Origin of the sequence: Bartonella sp. PS17NMGDW, assembly GCF_042193555.1 — a bacterium.
In the GTDB taxonomy this organism is placed as follows: Bacteria; Pseudomonadota; Alphaproteobacteria; order Rhizobiales; family Rhizobiaceae; genus Bartonella; species Bartonella grahamii.
Genome location: NZ_JBHILY010000013.1, coordinates 14,623 through 32,155 on the forward strand (window position 1 = coordinate 14,623; position 17,533 = coordinate 32,155).

Consider the following 17,533-nt stretch of genomic DNA (forward strand, 5'->3'; position numbering starts at 1 on the left):
GGGACAAACGTTATGAAAAAGCATATATGCTCAAGCTGTACTATAGTTTTGAGGTGATACGTGTTTCTATCTGTTTTTGAACTTTTTAAAATTGGGATTGGTCCTTCCAGCTCACATACGATGGGGCCGATGACAGCTGCTAATATGTTTTTGCAAAAGATAGGAGATTTTTCTCAGTCGTCTGATATTCAAGTTTCTCGTATACGTGTTTATCTTTATGGTTCTTTAGCTTTCACGGGTATTGGTCATGCAACAGATAGGGCTATCATATTAGGACTTTTAGGAGAAAAAGCTTCTACTGTTGATCCTGATAGCATGGGGGGGTTGTTAGCAAAAGTTATACATGAAAAAAAAGTGCAACCAGAAGGCCATCCCGCTTATCAGTTTGATGTGCAGCGTGATCTTATTTTTGAACGAAAGCAAATCCTCCCTGGACATACAAATGGACTGGCCTTTGAAGGACTTAATACTGATGGGAATGTTCTGTTGCGGCAGATTTATTATTCTATCGGTGGTGGCTTTGTTGTGACTGAGGATGAATTAAGCCATATGAATGATAATATACAACCAGAAGCATTTGAGGTGCCATATCCATTTGATTCTGCTTGTACAATGTTATCAATGGCAGAAAAATCAGGACTTTCAATTGCTGAAATGAAGCGCTTAAATGAAGAAACAAAGATAGAGCGTTCTTCTCTTGATACAGGGCTTGATGAAATTTTTTCAGCGATGACAAATTGCATTGATAGAGGTCTTTCACAAGAAGGTGAGTTGCCTGGTGGATTGCGTGTTCTAAGGCGTGCTAAAAAGCTGCATGAAGCGCTTCTGGAAAATCAAAAGAAAAATCGCAATTATCCACTTTGGGCAAATGATTGGCTTTCGGTATATGCCATAGCAGTCAATGAGGAAAATGCAGCAGGTGGTCGTGTTGTTACAGCTCCAACAAATGGGGCAGCTGGTGTTGTCCCAGCAGTTTTGCGTTATTATCTTCAATTTAATGATGATTCAGATCGAGAGGGAATACATAATTTTCTATTAACGGCAGCAGCTATAGGCGGTGTTATCAAACATAATGCCTCTATTTCTGGTGCAGAAGTTGGGTGTCAAGGTGAAGTTGGAACGGCATCTTCAATGGCCGCAGCAGGGTTGACCGCAGCGTTAGGTGGAACGCCAGCTCAAATTGAAAATGCGGCAGAAATTGCGCTTGAACATCATTTGGGAATGACATGTGATCCTGTTGCAGGTCTTGTACAAGTTCCTTGTATTGAGCGTAATGCAATGGGAGCTGTTAAGGCGGTAACGGCTTCTTCTCTTGCGTTATATGGTAATGGAGATCATTTTGTTTCTCTTGATGCTTGTATAGAAACAATGCGCCAGACTGGTCATGATATGAGTGAACGCTATAAAGAGACAAGTAAAGGTGGTCTTGCAGTTAATACAATATCTTGTTAGGAGCTGGAGCATCTTTCAATCCATAACTGGACTTTTTGGAGGGGGATCGTATTTCCTGATAAAGCTTGTGCTTTTTGTTACTTATAAATCAAAATTCCACTTTAATGCAGCAGCAGCTTGAAATAAATTCGAGATGATTCAGTGTTTTCTTAACGAATAATAGCTTCGGCATGAAGGCTTGGAGGGAGAGTATTGTTAGTATCTATCTGATTTGTATCTAAAATGGGAAAAAGCCTAATTTAGAAAAAGTAAAAAAGCGTAAAGTAAAATTAGTGATCAATCTGCCATTATTTTTTAGCTGGGTTTTATGGCTTTTTAAAGTTTCCATAGCCATATCTTTTAAGTAATGGAAGATTATGCCTGAGTATCCAAGGAAAATTTGTTTTAAATCTGAATAATTATGATGAGGAGAGAGAATTTTAAAGATTTTAATTTTTTGGAAGTAAAGATTTTTGGGCACCTAGTATGGTAAAAAATACCTTAAAAAGAAATGCTAATTTACAATAATTAAGAGATATATTGGGAATATCTTTTTTATTTATAAATTCTGTACCGTCAAAAAAACTAAAATAAATAATAACGTATACATTAAAAATATTTATCAAAATTCTCATGAGAATAGAATGCATGCGATAGAACATTATCGTGTTACTCATTCATGAGTTTGTTTTAAAAAAATATCTCTCAACGCTCCCAAACTCATTTCACGGTGGTGTCCGTGAATGGTATATAAAAAGCAAGTAAAATAAAATAGTTATGTCTAATATGGGGGAATAGGTGAATCTTGATTCTATTGAGTTTTTTTGCCTCTATCCCTCATCTTTTTGAAGCTTTTTTATCGCCTCTATAGCTAACCTTTTACGGTCTGCGCTCTTTGTGTAAAGAGATGCCATAGCATCATTTGTCCAGCCAAAAATTGCTTTGAGTTGTGATACTGTTGCACCAGAGTTAGCTGCGCGTGTTGCTGCTAATTTTCTTAATCCATGCGCCGATTTTTTAATTCCAGCCGCATTACAAGCGTCTCTAAATCCATTCCCAAAGCTTTCTTTGGTGAATTTTTGATTCACTTTACTACAGATAAATGTTTCTTCTCCAATAGGACCAGTTTCAAGCGTTTTAGCTAATTCCGGTAAAATGGGAAGAAAAACATCTGTTTGGAATTTACTTTTCTCTGTTTTGAGATGAATAATATTATCTTTGACATCTTTCCAGCCAATGCGTACCGCATCACCACGACGCAAGCCCGTATACAAAAGGACATCAATCCAAACGCGTTCATGGGTACCATGGGACCATCTTTGATAATATTTCTCAACATCTTCTTCTGTCCAAACAGGAAATCCCTCTTTGTTTTTGAGGGGGGGGCTTTTTATTCCTAAAGCTGGATTATTTTCCAAAAGACCTTGATCAATCGCCCAATTAAAAAGTCCATTAAGGGCTTTCAGAAAGTTTCTAGCCATTGCTGGTGTTTCTTTGCGCCGTTCAACACCGGCTATGATATGTTTCTTTTCAATTGCTTGGTATGGAATATTTCCTATGGAGTCGCATATCTTCATAAGAATGTATTCTTTTTGTTTCTTTGTAGTATTAGAGTAGCTATGCCAATTAGAGCTGTTAAAGTATTGTTTAAGCAGCCATGCAAATGAACCTTCAACAAGTTTACCGGTTTTTGATTTAGGAAGTATAAGTCCTTGTAACTCGGCAAGTGCGCTTTTGTAGTTGTCAACAAACTCTTGCGTTCCATAGGTACCGCGTATTCTAATGCGTTTGCCATGACCAATACGTACATACCATACAATTTTGCCATGTTGAGTAATTTGTTTAACGAGATGAGGAGGACGTGGTTTAGGCATGGTATTTTACATCTTAGAGAGTGCGGTTTCGTAATATTCATTCTTTGACAAATCTAAAAGTTTGTCTGGGTGGTTAACTGAATTTGGTATTGGAATATCGGATTTAAGATAGATAAGCAGTTCACCGGTAGGTTTGATTTCTACGAGTTCACAACCTTGTTTTTTAGCTTCTCTTAAAGCGCGTGCAATGGCTGGTTGCGTTATAGCAGCTGGACGAGGCGCCATATCTTTTCTCCTTACATTGAGATGCAATTCACGTGTGGCGTGAATCACGCATTACTTGAAAGTGTTAGGAAGGGTGGGGGTGCTAGGAGGCATTTGTGAAGAGAAACACCTCCATATGTAAAAAATCTGTAAGTTTATTTTTTAGATGTGCTTAATTTCATATTTCCAATCAGGCAATTGAGTAAGAGCTAATGCGAGTTGTCCTCTATGGCACATGCATACATTGGCTTCAAAACAGGTGATTGCAACGCGCTTTTTGTTTAAAAACATTTGATATAATTTGTTTATTGCACAAGAATTATTCTTGAGAGTTGTATTTTGATAATCTTCAAAAAGGCGGTCATAATCTTTTTGTGTTTTCAGATTTCTTCGTTTTTCAGAAGCAATTCCAAGTTCAGGCATATGCATATATTCAATATCAATATTGCTTACAGCTTTCTCTAATTGTCTTTTCGAAAATCCGTGTTTTCTACTTATTGGATTTTTACGAACATCACATAAAGTTTTGATATTGTTTTCTATGAGACTCTTAAGATAATTCTCAAGGGACCTACCTTCATAGCCAATGGTAAAAAAACAAAATTCCTCATCTTTAGCAGGCTGTATGATAATATGTTTGATGTTACACACGTTTAATTTCCTTATGTGAAAGGGTGGGGGGGCTCGTAGATATGCGGGGAACAAAACACCCCCATAAGGTTAAGCAGCTTTTGTTGAGAGTTGTTTTATCTCTCGTTCTATCTCTGCTAAAAAGGTTTCAACAGCTTGATTGATCTGTTCAATTTGTTGATCATCACGGAGAATACGCTTGACTTTCATGCGTAAGTGAAAGAATTCCCCCGTAAAACGTGGGTCATAGCTTACGAAATCACACCATTTTCGTTCTGTACAAGCCATTTGGAATTGCATTTGTGCGTGATATTCTGGTTTGATTTCGTCACCTATACAAAAGCGCATATGTGTTACTGATCTCGGGCATTTAACTTCGATTAAACCGTCTTCTCCAATGAGACCATCGGGGCTAGCCCCCGCCATTTCTATTGTGGGGTGTTGGATAAAGCCGCATTTTGTTATATCGGCATCATAAATGAAGCCATATTCTCTCAAGGCATTATCTTCATGTTCGATACCCCATCTCATATCTTCAGTTTCATAATAGGGGCTTGTTTCGCCTGTTAAGCGCTCTGTTATGAGTTTGATTTTGTAGTCTTCATATTTGCTCGTAGGCAATCCTTTTGTAGTTTTACTGAGTACGCTGTAAATGTTTGATGCGGTGACTTTACCCAAGCGCGCTTGAAACCATTCTGCTGTTCTTTGTTCCATATCACACCGCCGTTCTTTGTTCTTGTGGTACATATTCGATATCTTGGACGTGAATATATTCGGCATCTTGTATAGGCGCCTCTATTTGCTTTTGTTGTAGGAAAGATTGTTCTTTTTCATGCTGTCTCTTTTGCAAAACATCCAAAATCCTTTGTGCTCTTTCATCAGGAAGATCTTCAAGCTTTTGGACTCGTCCATACTCAAGCACTTTTTCTTCTTCTGTTTGAGTGATGTTTATTAATTGTTTGATTTGCGTAAGCACGTCATAAGAAACTAACTTCGTTTGTACGTTATGGTTTGCTTCATTGATACGTTTTGCTTCATCTTCTTCATAAATACCGGAAAGCCCGAAAGCATAGCGAGCACATTGTATAGTGGCTTTATGACGCAACATACGTGCTGGATATTTTTGCCATGCTTCACTTTTTTCTTGTTCGCATTCTTTGCGATATTCGATGACTTCGATAGGGTCTTTAATTCCTTTGAGACGAATAGCACATTTGATAGCAATGAGCTTCCCATCCTTATCGAGTTGATCTTGAAAGGTCATGCCATCAAAGTCAGGATTTGATTTGATGATCTTTATCCAACCGTCGATAGAAACAACGGGTATGATGCCGCCGCCTTTTTTAGGGAGTGCATAGATTTCTTTTGTTAAAGGGTTAAGTCCATAAGTATTGGCAACAAAAAGAAAAACGGCAAATTCTGCATCAGTGATGACACTAGCATTTTTATATCCAATACAAGTTTTTATGATTGTTTCTCGAAATTCTTCAGCAGAAAATCCATATTTTCTTGCCATTTCTGTTAAAAAAGTGGAATTTGTCATCTTGATTTCCTACATTGCGCGCAATTCCCCCGTGGCGTGAATCACGCTTGTGTTTAAAAATGTTGTTTGGTTGTTAGAAACGGCTTATGTAGCTTATATCGCTTGCTGAATAGTCACTTTCGTAGATGATTGAATTGCGTCCACGAATTTCAAGATTACCAGAAATATTTACATTATCTAAAATATATACTCCATCTAGAATTTTCATATTTCCGGAAATGTGTGCTTTATCACTTATATAAGCATCTCCATAGACACGGGCATTGCCATAAACATGGCCCAAAACTCGAGCCTCACCATAAATTTGTGCATTGCCGTAAATTTGCGCATCATATTCAACATATGCTTCACCGCAAACTTTTGCATTTTCATAAACACGCGCCCTGCCTGTAATTTCTGCGCGTTCAAATACTTGTGCATTGCCGAAAATCTTAGCGTCACCACAAACCATAGCTTTATGCCAAACCCAACAATCGCCTTCATGCGATAGGTTGTCTTCTTTTTGTATATAGCCACCTAAGTAACCTTTTTTAATATTTCTAAAATCTCTTAATGCACGTATGCGATAAAGTTTTTTACTTTTATCGGTTCTTGCATCATAAAATTCTTTTATTTCATCAGTCAGTTCGTATTTCTTTTCCATGATTACTATTTCTCACGTTCTTCGATTATGGTGGAGCCACTAATTTTACAATTTCCAGCAATGTTTACACGACAGCAAATATATGCTTGATTGTAAATTTTAGCATTTCCGTAAACGTGTACACTTTCCCTTATAACAGAATTCCCATAAATCCGCGCATAGTCAAAAACCTTGGCATTATCTCCAACAGAAGCACCACCAACTTCGGCATAATCAGAAACTTGTGCATTGCCATAAACGCGTGCATTCCCATAAACCCGCGCATCATCATAAACTTTGGCATTACCGTAAACTTGTGCATTGCCAAAAATCCAACAGTCTCTCTTATGGCTTAAGTTGCTCTCTTTTTCTATAAAACCGCCTAGGTCACCTTTTTTGACATATCCAAAGTCTCTTAATGCTCTAATTCGGTGAAGAGTTCTTCCATCAAACACAGTTTTTTCATCAGTAAATTCGTATTTTTTCATCTGGTCTTTTCTCCAGTTGAGATTCTTTTATCGCCATCAATCCAGTCGTCCCAACATACACATGCTTCACCGTAAATTTTTGCATGACCGTAAACATGCGCATCACCGGAAACTTCTGCATTGCCGTAAACACGCGCCCTATCATAAATGTATGCCTTTTCGTAAACTTGTGCATTGCCATAAACTTCTGCATTATCAAAAACGTGCGGTTCACCGCAAATATATGCATAACCGTAAACTTGTGCATTTTCGTAAACCAAGGCATCACCAAAAACCTTGGCATAACCATAGACTTTTGCATAATCCCCAATCCAGCAATTACCACGATGCGATAGGTTGTCTTCTTTCTCGATATAGCCTCCTAAATCACCTTTCTCGACGTTTCCAAAGTCTCGTAATGCGCGAATGCGGTGGAGAGTTTTGCCCCCAACTTCGATTGTTTCATCAGTAAATTCGTATTTTTTTTCCATGGTTTATTTCCCTTAATGCATGTTTTGTTTTTTAATCTCTTGAGACAACATACCAATTCCTTTTGCTGTGATTTTTGCGCAAGGAATGACTTTTTCTATTCCACTTGCGGTTTGAAGTGTAATGGTGGGACAATCCATTAGTCCTTTTTGGATTTTATCCTGATAAGGCAATAAGCGATCCCCGAAAGTGCGTCGATACACCCATCCTTTTTTCTGTAGGAAGAGAATGAATTGTTTTGGTTGCATTTCGAGCACTTTAGCGGCTTCAGTAAGACCGAAGAGCCCATCAGAGCGTTGTAAGCTTTCAAGAGCCATTGCTTTTGGTTTTAAATCTTCAATGATGATGTCTTTACGCTCATTTTCATTTTTTAGATGAGTTAATACACCTAACATTACTTGTGGACTTGAGTAATCGATTTGTGGTGTAAGAACTTGCTTTGCACGCCGCTCGCATTCAATAAAATATTGACGGGCTTGTTTACCTTTCTTATTGTTTTCAAGCATAGAAAGCTCTTTGGCTACGCTTAGAGTTAGATGATAGTCTTTACGATTGTGACCACCCCTTCCTTTGCTTCCCAAAATAGGGAAGCAAACAAAGTCTTGATTTTCTACCAAATTATATTTGTTGATACGTTCAGTAATCCAGTCCGCAAATTTTTTACCTACTTCTAAAAAACTATGCAAATCACGTGCGTTGACTGTTTGAACGCTTTCTTCGTTAATGGTGTTATTTGTAATAGTGATAGGATTATCCATTTTTATAATCTCTTTGAATTACCAATATTGATAAGAGAAGGTGGCGTCTTTTAAAAACGCCTTTAGCTTTTAAAGCACATCACAAGGACGCAAACGGTGTTGTTTTTCGTAAGAACCATACATTGCATCATCATATTCGCGCTGTTTTATATCATCTAAAAAAAACCGTATGCTGTGCTGTGTAGAATAAAATCGTGAGGAATGTTTCCGTTGAAACACTGCTCTTCACATTCTTTAAGATAGAATTCGGCAATATCTTCAGAGATATCTTCGCAACGATTAGTCGTTGGTTCAATACGCAAAATTTGGACAGCATTATCGGCTTGGTCGATAAATTTGATCATGTCACTTTCTTCTAAGAAAGGACCAGATTTAGCGAGATTTTGCTCTTCATTTTCGCACATCACTAAGAGAATTTCATCAGAATTTATAAACACTGGTTTATTCACAAATGCCTCCATACTGCCTATTGGCAAAAGTTATTTTCTAAGATATGGAGTGAATATATGTAAAAAGTGCAATTGTCAACATAAAAATGTAAAAAGTGCATATTTATGTTAGGTATGTTTTTTTAAAAAATGCACTATCCACAATTTATGGAGATACAATATGCAAGTAACGGAACAAGATTATAATCTTCTAAAAGGGTTTTCTCAGAAGGAAAAGGAAACTATTTCTTATTTTTTGATTGCCTTAAAAACTCAATATACAAAATCACATCTCTCTTGTTTTCTTCAGAAAGATCACGATAAAAATTCATAAATTCTTGATCAACATCATTGAAGAAATTTGGGGGGGGTTCATTAAAAAACTCTGCTATTTTAACTAATTCTCCAATACTTATGCTTCTTGATTTTCCATTTTTGTAAGGATTAATCATTCTACTTATAGTGGATTGATGGATTCCCAAGTGAGCGGCTAATTCTATTTGAGCACCGTGTCCGCGCTCGTTTAATTTCTTTTCTAGCCATTGTCGGATACTTTTTTCAATATTGCTACTCATAATCTAAATATTATCCCTAAAAATACGTAAAATGCAAAAATGAGAAAAGTGCATTTTTTATTGACATATGTAAAAAGTGCAATTATTTATTGCGCTGTTATGGAGATTACATATGGCTTCGAGATTAATTATAAAATATTTAGGTGGTTTCAAAACTGTAGCAACCATAGTGCAAAGAGATGTGTCATCTGTTTATAGATGGCGTGACATGCCAGCAAAACACCAGCAAAAAATTTTAGATTACGCACGTGATCATGGGATAGATTTGCGTCCAGAAGATTTTTTTTATCCCGAGCGCTTGCAGAGATTAATGCAAGAGCAACACCCCCCAATGACTACATTTGCAAAAAGTTCCGGCGTTGATAGCGCGCGTGAGACTTTGCAGCCTTAAGGAAATGATGATGACTGTAGAAAAGAAATATAAACTAACAAATGAAACAAGTAAAATTAATGGCAGAACCCTTCATCTCATAGAAGCATTGAGAAGCTTTGGAGATGTTAAGGCTGGCGAATTAGGTGGTTGGATAGAAAAAGAAGGCAACCTATCCCATGATGGTAATTGTTGGGTTGGGAACAATGCCAAGGTTTATGACAATGCCAAGGTTTATGACAATGCCAAGGTTTTTGGTGATGCCAATGTTCTTGGTTTTTCTCATGTTTCTGGCGATGCCCGTGTTTATGGCAATGCTAGGGTCTATGAATATGCCAAGGTTCATGGATATGCCGAAGTTTATGATAGTGCTAAGGTTTTTGGCGGTGCTGAGGTTTATGGGAATGCCAAGGTTTATGACAATGCTTGGGTTTATGGTGGTGCTGAGGTTTCTGGCGATGCCCGGGTTTTTGGCGGTGCTTGTGTTTTGGAAGATGCTCGTGTTTTTGACATGGCAAGAGTTTCTAATGCAGTGAAGGTATATGGTGACGCCGCGATTTATGGCAATGCAGATGTTTGTGGCACTGAAGAATTTTGCGATGACGACAGAGTTTATATGCGTTCACATAGCACAAAGGAAGCGCATAAGGATGATGACAGCAAGCCTCGTTTAGAGCTTATCCCGCCGTTAGCACTGATTGAAATCGGTAAAGTTTTAGAGTTTGGAGCAAAGAAGTACGGAGCAAACAATTGGCGTAATGGCATGCACTGGAGCAGGTTTCACGGTGCTGCTTTACGTCATTTATTAGCATGGTTTGGTGGAGAGCATAAGGATGCTGAGAGTGATTTATCACACTTGGCACATGCGGCTTGTTGCATTCTTTTTTTAATGGAATGCGAAGCACAACAGATTGGTCATGATGACCGCCCTCATAAAAATTAAAGGAGATAAAGATGAGTTCGAATGAGATTTTATGGATAGCAGTGGTTTCAGTTTTGCTCTTAAGCGGAGTGATGTTTCGTATTGCATTGCATTATCGCAACCAAGTTAAAGCACTTAAAGAGCAGGTTCAAGATATTAAGAAAAAAATGAAAGAGAATGAGTTTAGGTATTTAATGGAAAGCAAGCAGACAATTGATGAATGTGATGCGGATCTTGAAGAACGCGACGAGGAAATTAAACAACTGAAACAAAAGACTGAAGAGCATGAAAAGGCGTTCAGAAATGTAAGTGAAGTTGTAATGACACTCGAAGCAGATGTTCAATCACGTGATACGGAAATTAAAGAATTGAAGCAAGAGATTAAAGAACGCGACAAGAAAATTGAAGAATTGAAACAAAAGATAGAAGAACATGACGAGGAGGAAATGGAAGAACTGAAGCAAGAGATTGAAGAACGTGACGAGGAAATTGAAAAACTTAAACAAAAGATAGATGCGTACCGAGAAGAGTTTAAACGGAACAGTGAAACGATAGAGCTACTAACAGTACATGTTCAATCATGTGATGCGGAAATTAAAGAATTGAAGCAAAAGATAGATGCGTATCGAGAAGAGTTTAAACGGAAAAGTGAAAAGATACAGGCACTAAAAGCAGATGTTCAATCACGCGACGAGGAAGTTGAAAGACTAACACAAGAGCTTAAACAGCGTGATGAAGCAGTAAAAGCGCCGGCTCATAAGAATAAGAAGAGTAAGAAGAAGGGTAAGTGAGGAGATAAAGATGAGTTTAGTAGCAATTATTACGTTTTTTACTACCAATGCGGTTATGTTCTTTTGTGTTATCGCTATGTTCTTTTTTGTTTTGCTCTATCGCAATAGAGAACAAGAGCTCAAAACAGAACTGAAGGAAAAAGATATATTAATTGTAAAGTTAAATATGTCAATTGAAGAGTTGAAAAAGAAAGTACAAGAAAGAAGAGTTATAGGAACCTTTGGAGGTTATGATTCATGAAAAAGAACAAACTAATAAATACTTTCATCTTCTCACCTTAATAGGTGAGAAGATAAGTAAAACCTAATTCCCAATCTTATAAGATTATCATCGTTGATGACTTAATTTTCGAAAAAAGCTAGGCCAAAAGCGAACTTCAAGTGTTTTATGTGGGTCATATGATGAAGTATGTTCTAAGATAAAGATCGGAACGGATAGTTTATCATGATTTTCTGTTTCTATGGAGCGAATTTTTAATTCCCATCGAAAACTATACCCACCATTCACTGTAAATAGGTCAATTCCTCTTTCTAATACGTTGTTTTGGATGACAGGATTTGTTGTAACGGGAGTTATTAAATCGATACATTTGGGAGATGTTTTAAGAATGCTTCTTGGAGAGCTTTGAGAGTATGGATAAGGAGTTGGATAGAATGCTTGAACGAATTCGAAAGGGCTATTTTCATCTATTCGTATATAGTTCATTTTCATTGGTCGGTCTGTGGGGTTTTTGATGGAAAATTCTATGAGAATACCTTCTGGTGATAGATCTTCAGGTTTAAGATTAAAGATCTCAACTTTCATCTTTGGTCCTAAACCTTCTGCTATGTTTTCTGTCCACAAAGTTTCTAAGGAATTTCTTATCATTTGGGGAAGGTCTTTTTTCAATATACTTTGTCTTTTGAATGTTGCGAGTTCTGTTTCAATGTTATTCAATTTATTGTTCATGTTAATTGTAATGTCAGTTAATTCTACAAAATTTTCTTGCATATTTCTCATATCTCTTTCTCCTCCGCTTTGGGAAAACAGTAATTTTATAAAATACGTTTTGTATGGAGAGGAGCGGTGAATAACACGATTCTTTGTTTTGATCTAGGTACCAAAACGGGGTGGGCGATACGTGGTGCAAGTGGTGACATGTTCAGTGGTACCGTGAATTTTCAATCACGCCGTTTTGAAGGCGGTGGAATGCGTTATTTGCGCTTTAAGCAATGGCTATCAGAAATAAAGCAGACAGCAGGTCAAATTGACGTGGTGTATTTTGAAGAGGTGAGGCGTCATAAAGGTACAGATGCAGCGCATGTTTACGGTGGTTTGTTAGCAACGTTAACGGCGTGGTGTGAACAGCATCAGATACCGTATGAGGGGATACCAGTAAGTACGATTAAGAAAGCGACGACAGGCAAGGGGAATGCGTCGAAAGAAGAGATGATTAAGGCGGTGCGTGCAAAAGGGCACAATCCGAAAGATGACAACGAAGCAGATGCTTTAGCAATTTTATATTTAGTTAAAGAAAGGGAATTGGGGTATGTCCATTAAATTACCATGGACGAGGCTTTTTGCAGACAGATGGCTTGTTACTCTTGGTTGTTTGTCGCCGACCGAGAAATGTATCTATGTCATGTTGCGACTTCTAATGCTCCGTACTGGTGAGCCTATTTTAAACAACTTAAGGGTATTAGCTCGTTGGATTGGTTATCCAGTAGAAGAGTTTGAAGCAGCTTTGAATTCCTTGATTGAAGGTGGATTCATCATACGTTTAGACAATGGTGGGTTGTGGAATTCAGAAGTTGAAAAAGAACTCAACAACCTCCGTGAAGAAGAGCTAGATAATTTCACTTGCAATATAATAAAGAAAGGGAGGTGAAGTATGTCAACTAAGTTGCCATGGACGAGGCTTTTTGCAGACAAGTGGGCAATAGTTGTTGATTATTTGCCTGCTGTAGAGGGCAATATCTATATGCGATTACGGTTACGTATGTTGCATACTGGTGAACCTCTTTTTTATAATATTAAAGTTTTATCTCATTACACTGGTTATTCAGTGAAGAAGTTTGAAGCGGCACTGAATGTTTTGCTTGAAGAAGGATATCTCATTCGTTTAGCAGATGGTCGCTTATGGAATTTAGATGTTGAGGAAGAACTCAATAACTCTAATGAGAATTTAGATAAAGCTTCGGAAAAGGCTTCAAAAGCAGCAAAAGCTAGATGGGATAAAAACAAAGATAAAAGTAATGATGATGCAGGTGCAATGCATGAGCAATGCACAAGTAATGCATATGCAATGCTAAATGATGCCATTAACATTAACAATAACAATATATATAAAAAAACTAAAACTATCGTTTTAGCAAAAAAAGAAATTGGTTCTGAAAGTTTAGAAACAACTAATTTGGTTCAAGAGCCAACTGAGGTTGCTGCTGTTGACAGCCAATCAGAACAAATCGAAACGTTAGAAACCAACCAACCAATCATTCACGAGCAAGAAAGCGTTCCTAAGAAAGCCAAGCGGGTTAAAACCGATAGAGGCTGTCGATTGCCTGCGGATTTTGAACCCGATTGCGATTTTGCGATTAGAGAGGGCTTGCCTCCAGAGCGTGTGAAAGTCGAAATCGCAAAATTTAGAGATTATTGGAATGCCAAGGCAGGTAAGGACGCTAGTAAGCGTGATTGGCAAGCAACGTGGCGCAACTGGGTACGCAAGGCAATTGAAGATTTACAGAAAGGAAAAAACTATGGAAAGCCAAGCACTGAAACAACAGAACAGCAGCGTGGATGGAGTTATCGCGTTGCACAGCACATGTCCAATATCAAAAATTCAGATAGTGTGTACAAATTTTTATTCGAGGATGACAACCGAACCACCATTCCATTGGAAAACGGGGCAAAAACCATTGATTGCAGAAGCGGAGAGAATTACCTCATTAGTCCATGATGCGTTGCAAAAGCTTGAAAAGAAAGCGACTGAAGAAGAAATTCAAACAACGTATCTTGTCCTTTCAAATGGACTTAAGAGCCCCATGGGATCAGATGAAAAAGCGACAGCGCTTGCGTATCTTTACGCTCTTGAAGGCATAAGCAGCTGGGTATTGCAAACGGCAACAAAGAACGCTTTGAAAGGCAAAGCAGAGGGCTTGAATGCAACCTTTATGCCCTCAACAGCAGATTTTTATCGTTACTGCGAAAAGCTTGAAAGCGATATTCGCTTTCGTGCAAAACACATTCTTAGGAATCTTGAAAAGCCTGAAAAGGGAACAAATCAAAAGGCAGCGATGCCATCAGAACGCATTGAAAAGCCTCATAGAAGTCTTGAAGAGGTTTTAAAGGGCATTGAAGGATAAACAGCAAAGTAGTGAAATTTGCTGAACGTTTTGAGAATAGACATGCGTTTAAATTGACAGAAAGGTACCGTACAGAGCGATTTAAAGATTTTGTGATAGAAAACACATTGAAATTAAAAACGCTTCTGTACAGTCCATTTTGAGGCAAATAAACCCATTGGTAAAGTTATGGATTTAGATAGGGGATATTAAACCAGATGTTTTTAAAAAAAACGTAAACAGAAAGGGCAAAAAAAGTGGGTTGCAACGGCGGTGGGGCATGCACCATGGGGATTAGGGGTAGCAGAGTATTTTTATAACCTTTACGAATATGATGATGGCACAAGAGAATACGAAGAATTTGACGGTGGTCAGTATCATGAGATGCCTTGTAAAGTTGATTACAGTACCAAGGCGCAAGTGAAAGCATGGGTTTATGGGGGTGGTATTCCGAAAAGCGTTCTCAATTACGAACCTCTTATAGACGAGATCAATAAAGAGATCAAAAAATTATCAAAAACCGCAGGAAATAAATATGTTTACAGATAAGCAGCTAAGAGCCTTGTTTGGTATTATAATTTTTATATTTTTATGCTTTTTAGGAATTAAAAAAAATCCCTACTTTATCCAAGGTATTTTGATATTTGCATCTTTTGGTTTGATAATAATAACAAATATTTTTGTACTTTTATGCAATTCTCATATTCCTTTTGAGTTGCAGAACAATCCAAAATATAAAAAAGATGATGATACAACAGGTTGGAAGATATTAACACGTGATTTACAACAGTATATGCACCGACTCTTAAAGCTAATAAGTTTAGCACTTGTCGTTTTAATTTTTCCAAATAGTTATACTGTATTTTGGTATTTAGATATCGTTATTTGGTACTTTTTTTAGTTTATTCATTCTTTCTCATGTTGCATACACGCAGTTTAATAAACATGTCCATTTACGCACTACATTTTATACTAAAAACCAAAAGTAAAATTTAAAAGCACTTGATATTCAACTAGGTAGGTATCAAAATGAAAAAAATAAAAATACGTATTGACATTAAGGAAAGGTTCGTTTAGAAAGCCGTCAAGTGTGTAGAAACACTTAGCGAATAGCGGATAGGTTACGATAAAGCCTCTCCCATGCCTTTTAAAATACTGACTTTCTTTTATGCTATCATTGGCATATAACGATTTATGTCGGGTGTAGTGTGTTATACAATACCCTTTTTAGGGGAAAGCACACAGCGGACTATTCGCCGTGTTTTGAGCGCCCGGCGCCACATATGACATAAAAATATAAATAAATCAATATGTTGTGTGCAATTATTTTATATGAATCCACTTAAGAACCCACACTTTTATGCATGATTCATTTGACCATTTTTTATATAAGATTGCCATGCATGAATAGACCATAAAAAGCAAATCATGATGTAAATATTATAACGCATGTGTGTATTCAAATAAAATGAAAAGCAGCTATCATTTATAACAGTTCATAAATTTTATGATACGTTTTTATCACTCAAAATCGCATTGTTTAAAAATTTAGTTGTTTGGAATTATCGATAACATACGTTTAAAGATCACATCTTGTTTTAATGATTGGATTGTTAATCGCATGATAAAAACACAAGATTTGCACTCCTCAAAATTGGGGAGCGCAAAATCTAAAGTTGTTATAGTATCCTATAAGAAGGTAATCATTTAAAACTTTTATAAGCTTATAGGTTTAGTTTATAAAGATTGCATAAAAGGATTTAAAGACAAGATCGATTTTATAACCACGGTATTTTTTACCGAGGTAGGAAATAAAGGTCATGAAATTCAAAATGCTATATCTTATGAAATGAAAAGCCTTTTAATGAATAGATTGCAGGCTAGTCTTTAAGAATGGAACTATTCGCTTCCACAAAAAAATGGAGGCAAATAATGCCATGGCAGTAGAATAACTATCTACTTTAGATTTGGTACTAAAAACGTTTTAAAAGTTATAGTTTAAAAATACGAAACCAAAAGAGCTCTTTCCAAATTTGGGGGCAGCTATTAAGACAAAGATAAGCAAACAAACTTCAAAACCATTGTAACATCATAAGGTATGGGTTTTTACTTAATTTTGAGTCAAAAGCTGTAATGTTTAAAGAATGCTCTATTCTAAGATAACATCCCCAAAAATGAACCGGCTAATTTTTAAAGAAATTAGGTTTTAATGAAAAGTATAAATACGCTTATGAGAACCTCTTTAAATGCACGTTTAAACGTTTGAAACATAAAATGAGATCTTTATAAGAAACGTTAAAACTTTTTTTATAACAGTTATAACTTAGTTATCATTTGCTCTTAAAAACGTTTCATTTATGAGAAAACTAAGATTTAGCTTTCACAGCAGAGCAAAATCTTGCAAACCTTACATTTTATAAAAGCGTTTGTTTATTTTTCTTATAAAAATCTGCTTTTAAAAACCAATGCTCGTAAATGTAAAAAACCATTTTGTTATAAGATATTCACTTAATATGCATGTTCTTTTGATTGGATTGTTAAAGCTACCGAGCGTTTTGATTTGTTTGATACGTTTAATAGCCATAACAAGCGTTTATAGGCTCTCTCATTCAAATGAGTGATTAAAGATCATACGCACATTTACGTTTCTTTTGATAAGTTTTCATATCTCTCATAGAGCGCTTGCAATATAATACGTTTTGTATATATGCACTGATTACTCCATTGTGGATGATTCATTTTAATCAATAAAAACGCTATTTGAAAGCCGCGTCATATCACTTGGCACGGCTTTTTTTTATTTTACTCTCTCTTTTATGATATGTTTATAGCAATGCATTTTATATGCGTTTATAACCATAAAGAATGCACGCCCCATGCGTGTTTTTATTCTGTTTTATCAGTTATATTGACAACATTATCCCTTTCATAAACCTCACAATTTTTTGGAACCAATCTTACTTTGCTTTTTTTATTGATTTTTGCATTGCCATAAGCACGCCCCCAAATCGTTGCACAATATGAGATTTTAGCATTGCCATAAACAGAGCCATAAATCTCACAAGAGCCACTCACACAAGCATTCCCATAAACCTTGCCATAAATCTT

Annotated in this window: 21 protein-coding genes and 4 pseudogenes; 12 read left to right on the forward strand and 13 right to left on the reverse strand. The window is 36.7% G+C overall.

Annotation, left to right across the window (positions count from 1 at the left end; translation table 11 throughout):
- Positions 1–60 precede the first annotated feature (60 nt).
- Positions 61–1,452, forward strand: coding sequence for an L-serine ammonia-lyase (locus tag ACFIJK_RS07590; protein ID WP_375627382.1), 1,392 nt, complete (start codon positions 61–63; stop codon positions 1,450–1,452).
- A gap of 809 nt (positions 1,453–2,261) precedes the next feature.
- On the opposite strand, the gene ACFIJK_RS07595 is transcribed toward ACFIJK_RS07590, so the two are convergent.
- From ACFIJK_RS07595 to ACFIJK_RS07645, 11 genes and pseudogenes are all read right to left on the reverse strand, one after another.
- A complete protein-coding gene (locus ACFIJK_RS07595; RefSeq protein WP_375627383.1) occupies positions 2,262–3,305 on the reverse strand; it encodes a tyrosine-type recombinase/integrase in 1,044 nt (347 codons plus the stop codon).
- Positions 3,306–3,311: 6 nt separating this feature from the next.
- A complete protein-coding gene (locus ACFIJK_RS07600) occupies positions 3,312–3,530 on the reverse strand; it encodes a hypothetical protein (protein WP_012755083.1) in 219 nt (72 codons plus the stop codon).
- A 141-nt stretch (positions 3,531–3,671) separates the two neighbouring features.
- The gene (locus ACFIJK_RS07605) at positions 3,672–4,160 is read right to left on the reverse strand and encodes a DUF488 family protein (protein ID WP_375627384.1); all 489 of its coding nucleotides are present in this window, start codon (positions 4,158–4,160) and stop codon (positions 3,672–3,674) included.
- A gap of 69 nt (positions 4,161–4,229) precedes the next feature.
- On the reverse strand, positions 4,230–4,853 hold the full coding sequence (locus ACFIJK_RS07610) for a lambda exonuclease family protein (protein WP_375627385.1): 624 nt from the start codon (positions 4,851–4,853) through the stop codon (positions 4,230–4,232).
- Between the two features lies 1 nt (position 4,854).
- Complete coding sequence (locus tag ACFIJK_RS07615) at positions 4,855–5,682, reverse strand: recombinase RecT (protein WP_375627386.1); 828 nt, start codon at positions 5,680–5,682, stop codon at positions 4,855–4,857.
- 73 nt (positions 5,683–5,755) lie between these two features.
- A complete protein-coding gene (locus ACFIJK_RS07620; RefSeq protein WP_375627387.1) occupies positions 5,756–6,325 on the reverse strand; it encodes a hypothetical protein in 570 nt (189 codons plus the stop codon).
- Positions 6,326–6,330: 5 nt separating this feature from the next.
- Positions 6,331–6,792 carry a hypothetical protein gene (locus ACFIJK_RS07625; protein ID WP_375627388.1) on the reverse strand — a complete coding sequence of 154 codons (462 nt, stop codon included), beginning with the start codon at positions 6,790–6,792 and terminating at the stop codon, positions 6,331–6,333.
- On the reverse strand, positions 6,789–7,262 hold the full coding sequence (locus tag ACFIJK_RS07630; RefSeq protein WP_375627389.1) for a hypothetical protein: 474 nt from the start codon (positions 7,260–7,262) through the stop codon (positions 6,789–6,791). The genes ACFIJK_RS07625 and ACFIJK_RS07630 overlap by 4 nt, the downstream gene beginning before the upstream one ends.
- Positions 7,263–7,274: 12 nt before the next feature.
- A complete protein-coding gene (locus ACFIJK_RS07635; protein ID WP_375626999.1) occupies positions 7,275–8,018 on the reverse strand; it encodes an antA/AntB antirepressor family protein in 744 nt (247 codons plus the stop codon).
- A 69-nt stretch (positions 8,019–8,087) separates the two neighbouring features.
- Positions 8,088–8,467: pseudogene (locus ACFIJK_RS07640) on the reverse strand (hypothetical protein).
- Positions 8,468–8,688: 221 nt separating this feature from the next.
- A complete protein-coding gene (locus ACFIJK_RS07645; protein WP_012755091.1) occupies positions 8,689–9,021 on the reverse strand; it encodes a helix-turn-helix domain-containing protein in 333 nt (110 codons plus the stop codon).
- Positions 9,022–9,133: 112 nt separating this feature from the next.
- Between ACFIJK_RS07645 and ACFIJK_RS07650 the strand changes: the two genes are divergently transcribed.
- The 5 genes and pseudogenes from ACFIJK_RS07650 (at position 9,134) to ACFIJK_RS07670 (ending at position 11,345) form a co-directional block, all read left to right on the forward strand.
- On the forward strand, positions 9,134–9,412 hold the full coding sequence (locus ACFIJK_RS07650) for a hypothetical protein (RefSeq protein ID WP_375627390.1): 279 nt from the start codon (positions 9,134–9,136) through the stop codon (positions 9,410–9,412).
- Between the two features lie 10 nt (positions 9,413–9,422).
- Positions 9,423–9,740, forward strand: a pseudogene (locus ACFIJK_RS07655) (hypothetical protein); the annotation flags it as partial.
- Positions 9,741–10,007: 267 nt separating this feature from the next.
- The gene (locus tag ACFIJK_RS07660) at positions 10,008–10,334 is read left to right on the forward strand and encodes a dATP/dGTP diphosphohydrolase domain-containing protein (RefSeq protein ID WP_375627396.1); all 327 of its coding nucleotides are present in this window, start codon (positions 10,008–10,010) and stop codon (positions 10,332–10,334) included.
- A gap of 11 nt (positions 10,335–10,345) precedes the next feature.
- Positions 10,346–11,104, forward strand: a complete 759-nt coding sequence (locus ACFIJK_RS07665) for a hypothetical protein (protein WP_375627391.1) — start codon at positions 10,346–10,348, stop codon at positions 11,102–11,104.
- Between the two features lie 10 nt (positions 11,105–11,114).
- Complete coding sequence (locus tag ACFIJK_RS07670; protein WP_208434686.1) at positions 11,115–11,345, forward strand: hypothetical protein; 231 nt, start codon at positions 11,115–11,117, stop codon at positions 11,343–11,345.
- An 87-nt stretch (positions 11,346–11,432) separates the two neighbouring features.
- On the opposite strand, the gene ACFIJK_RS07675 is transcribed toward ACFIJK_RS07670, so the two are convergent.
- Positions 11,433–12,104 carry a hypothetical protein gene (locus ACFIJK_RS07675; protein WP_375621782.1) on the reverse strand — a complete coding sequence of 224 codons (672 nt, stop codon included), beginning with the start codon at positions 12,102–12,104 and terminating at the stop codon, positions 11,433–11,435.
- 66 nt (positions 12,105–12,170) lie between these two features.
- Here ACFIJK_RS07675 and ACFIJK_RS07680 point away from each other — a divergent pair, with 66 nt between their 5' ends.
- The 6 genes and pseudogenes from ACFIJK_RS07680 to ACFIJK_RS07705 all read left to right on the forward strand — a co-directional run bounded on the left by ACFIJK_RS07680 (position 12,171) and on the right by ACFIJK_RS07705 (position 15,421).
- Complete coding sequence (locus ACFIJK_RS07680) at positions 12,171–12,644, forward strand: crossover junction endodeoxyribonuclease RuvC (RefSeq protein ID WP_375612606.1); 474 nt, start codon at positions 12,171–12,173, stop codon at positions 12,642–12,644.
- Positions 12,634–12,972, forward strand: coding sequence for a DUF1376 domain-containing protein (locus ACFIJK_RS07685; protein ID WP_375627392.1), 339 nt, complete (start codon positions 12,634–12,636; stop codon positions 12,970–12,972). Before ACFIJK_RS07680 ends, ACFIJK_RS07685 begins: the two co-directional genes overlap by 11 nt.
- A gap of 3 nt (positions 12,973–12,975) precedes the next feature.
- Positions 12,976–14,040 carry a hypothetical protein gene (locus ACFIJK_RS07690; protein WP_375627393.1) on the forward strand — a complete coding sequence of 355 codons (1,065 nt, stop codon included), beginning with the start codon at positions 12,976–12,978 and terminating at the stop codon, positions 14,038–14,040.
- A complete protein-coding gene (locus ACFIJK_RS07695) occupies positions 14,000–14,446 on the forward strand; it encodes a hypothetical protein (protein WP_375627394.1) in 447 nt (148 codons plus the stop codon). Before ACFIJK_RS07690 ends, ACFIJK_RS07695 begins: the two co-directional genes overlap by 41 nt.
- A 252-nt stretch (positions 14,447–14,698) precedes the next feature.
- Positions 14,699–14,974, forward strand: coding sequence for a hypothetical protein (locus ACFIJK_RS07700; RefSeq protein WP_375627395.1), 276 nt, complete (start codon positions 14,699–14,701; stop codon positions 14,972–14,974).
- Positions 14,961–15,421: pseudogene (locus tag ACFIJK_RS07705) on the forward strand (hypothetical protein). Before ACFIJK_RS07700 ends, ACFIJK_RS07705 begins: the two are co-directional and overlap by 14 nt.
- A 1,890-nt stretch (positions 15,422–17,311) precedes the next feature.
- Here ACFIJK_RS07705 and ACFIJK_RS07710 read toward each other — a convergent pair.
- Positions 17,312–17,533: pseudogene (locus tag ACFIJK_RS07710) on the reverse strand (hypothetical protein); the annotation flags it as partial.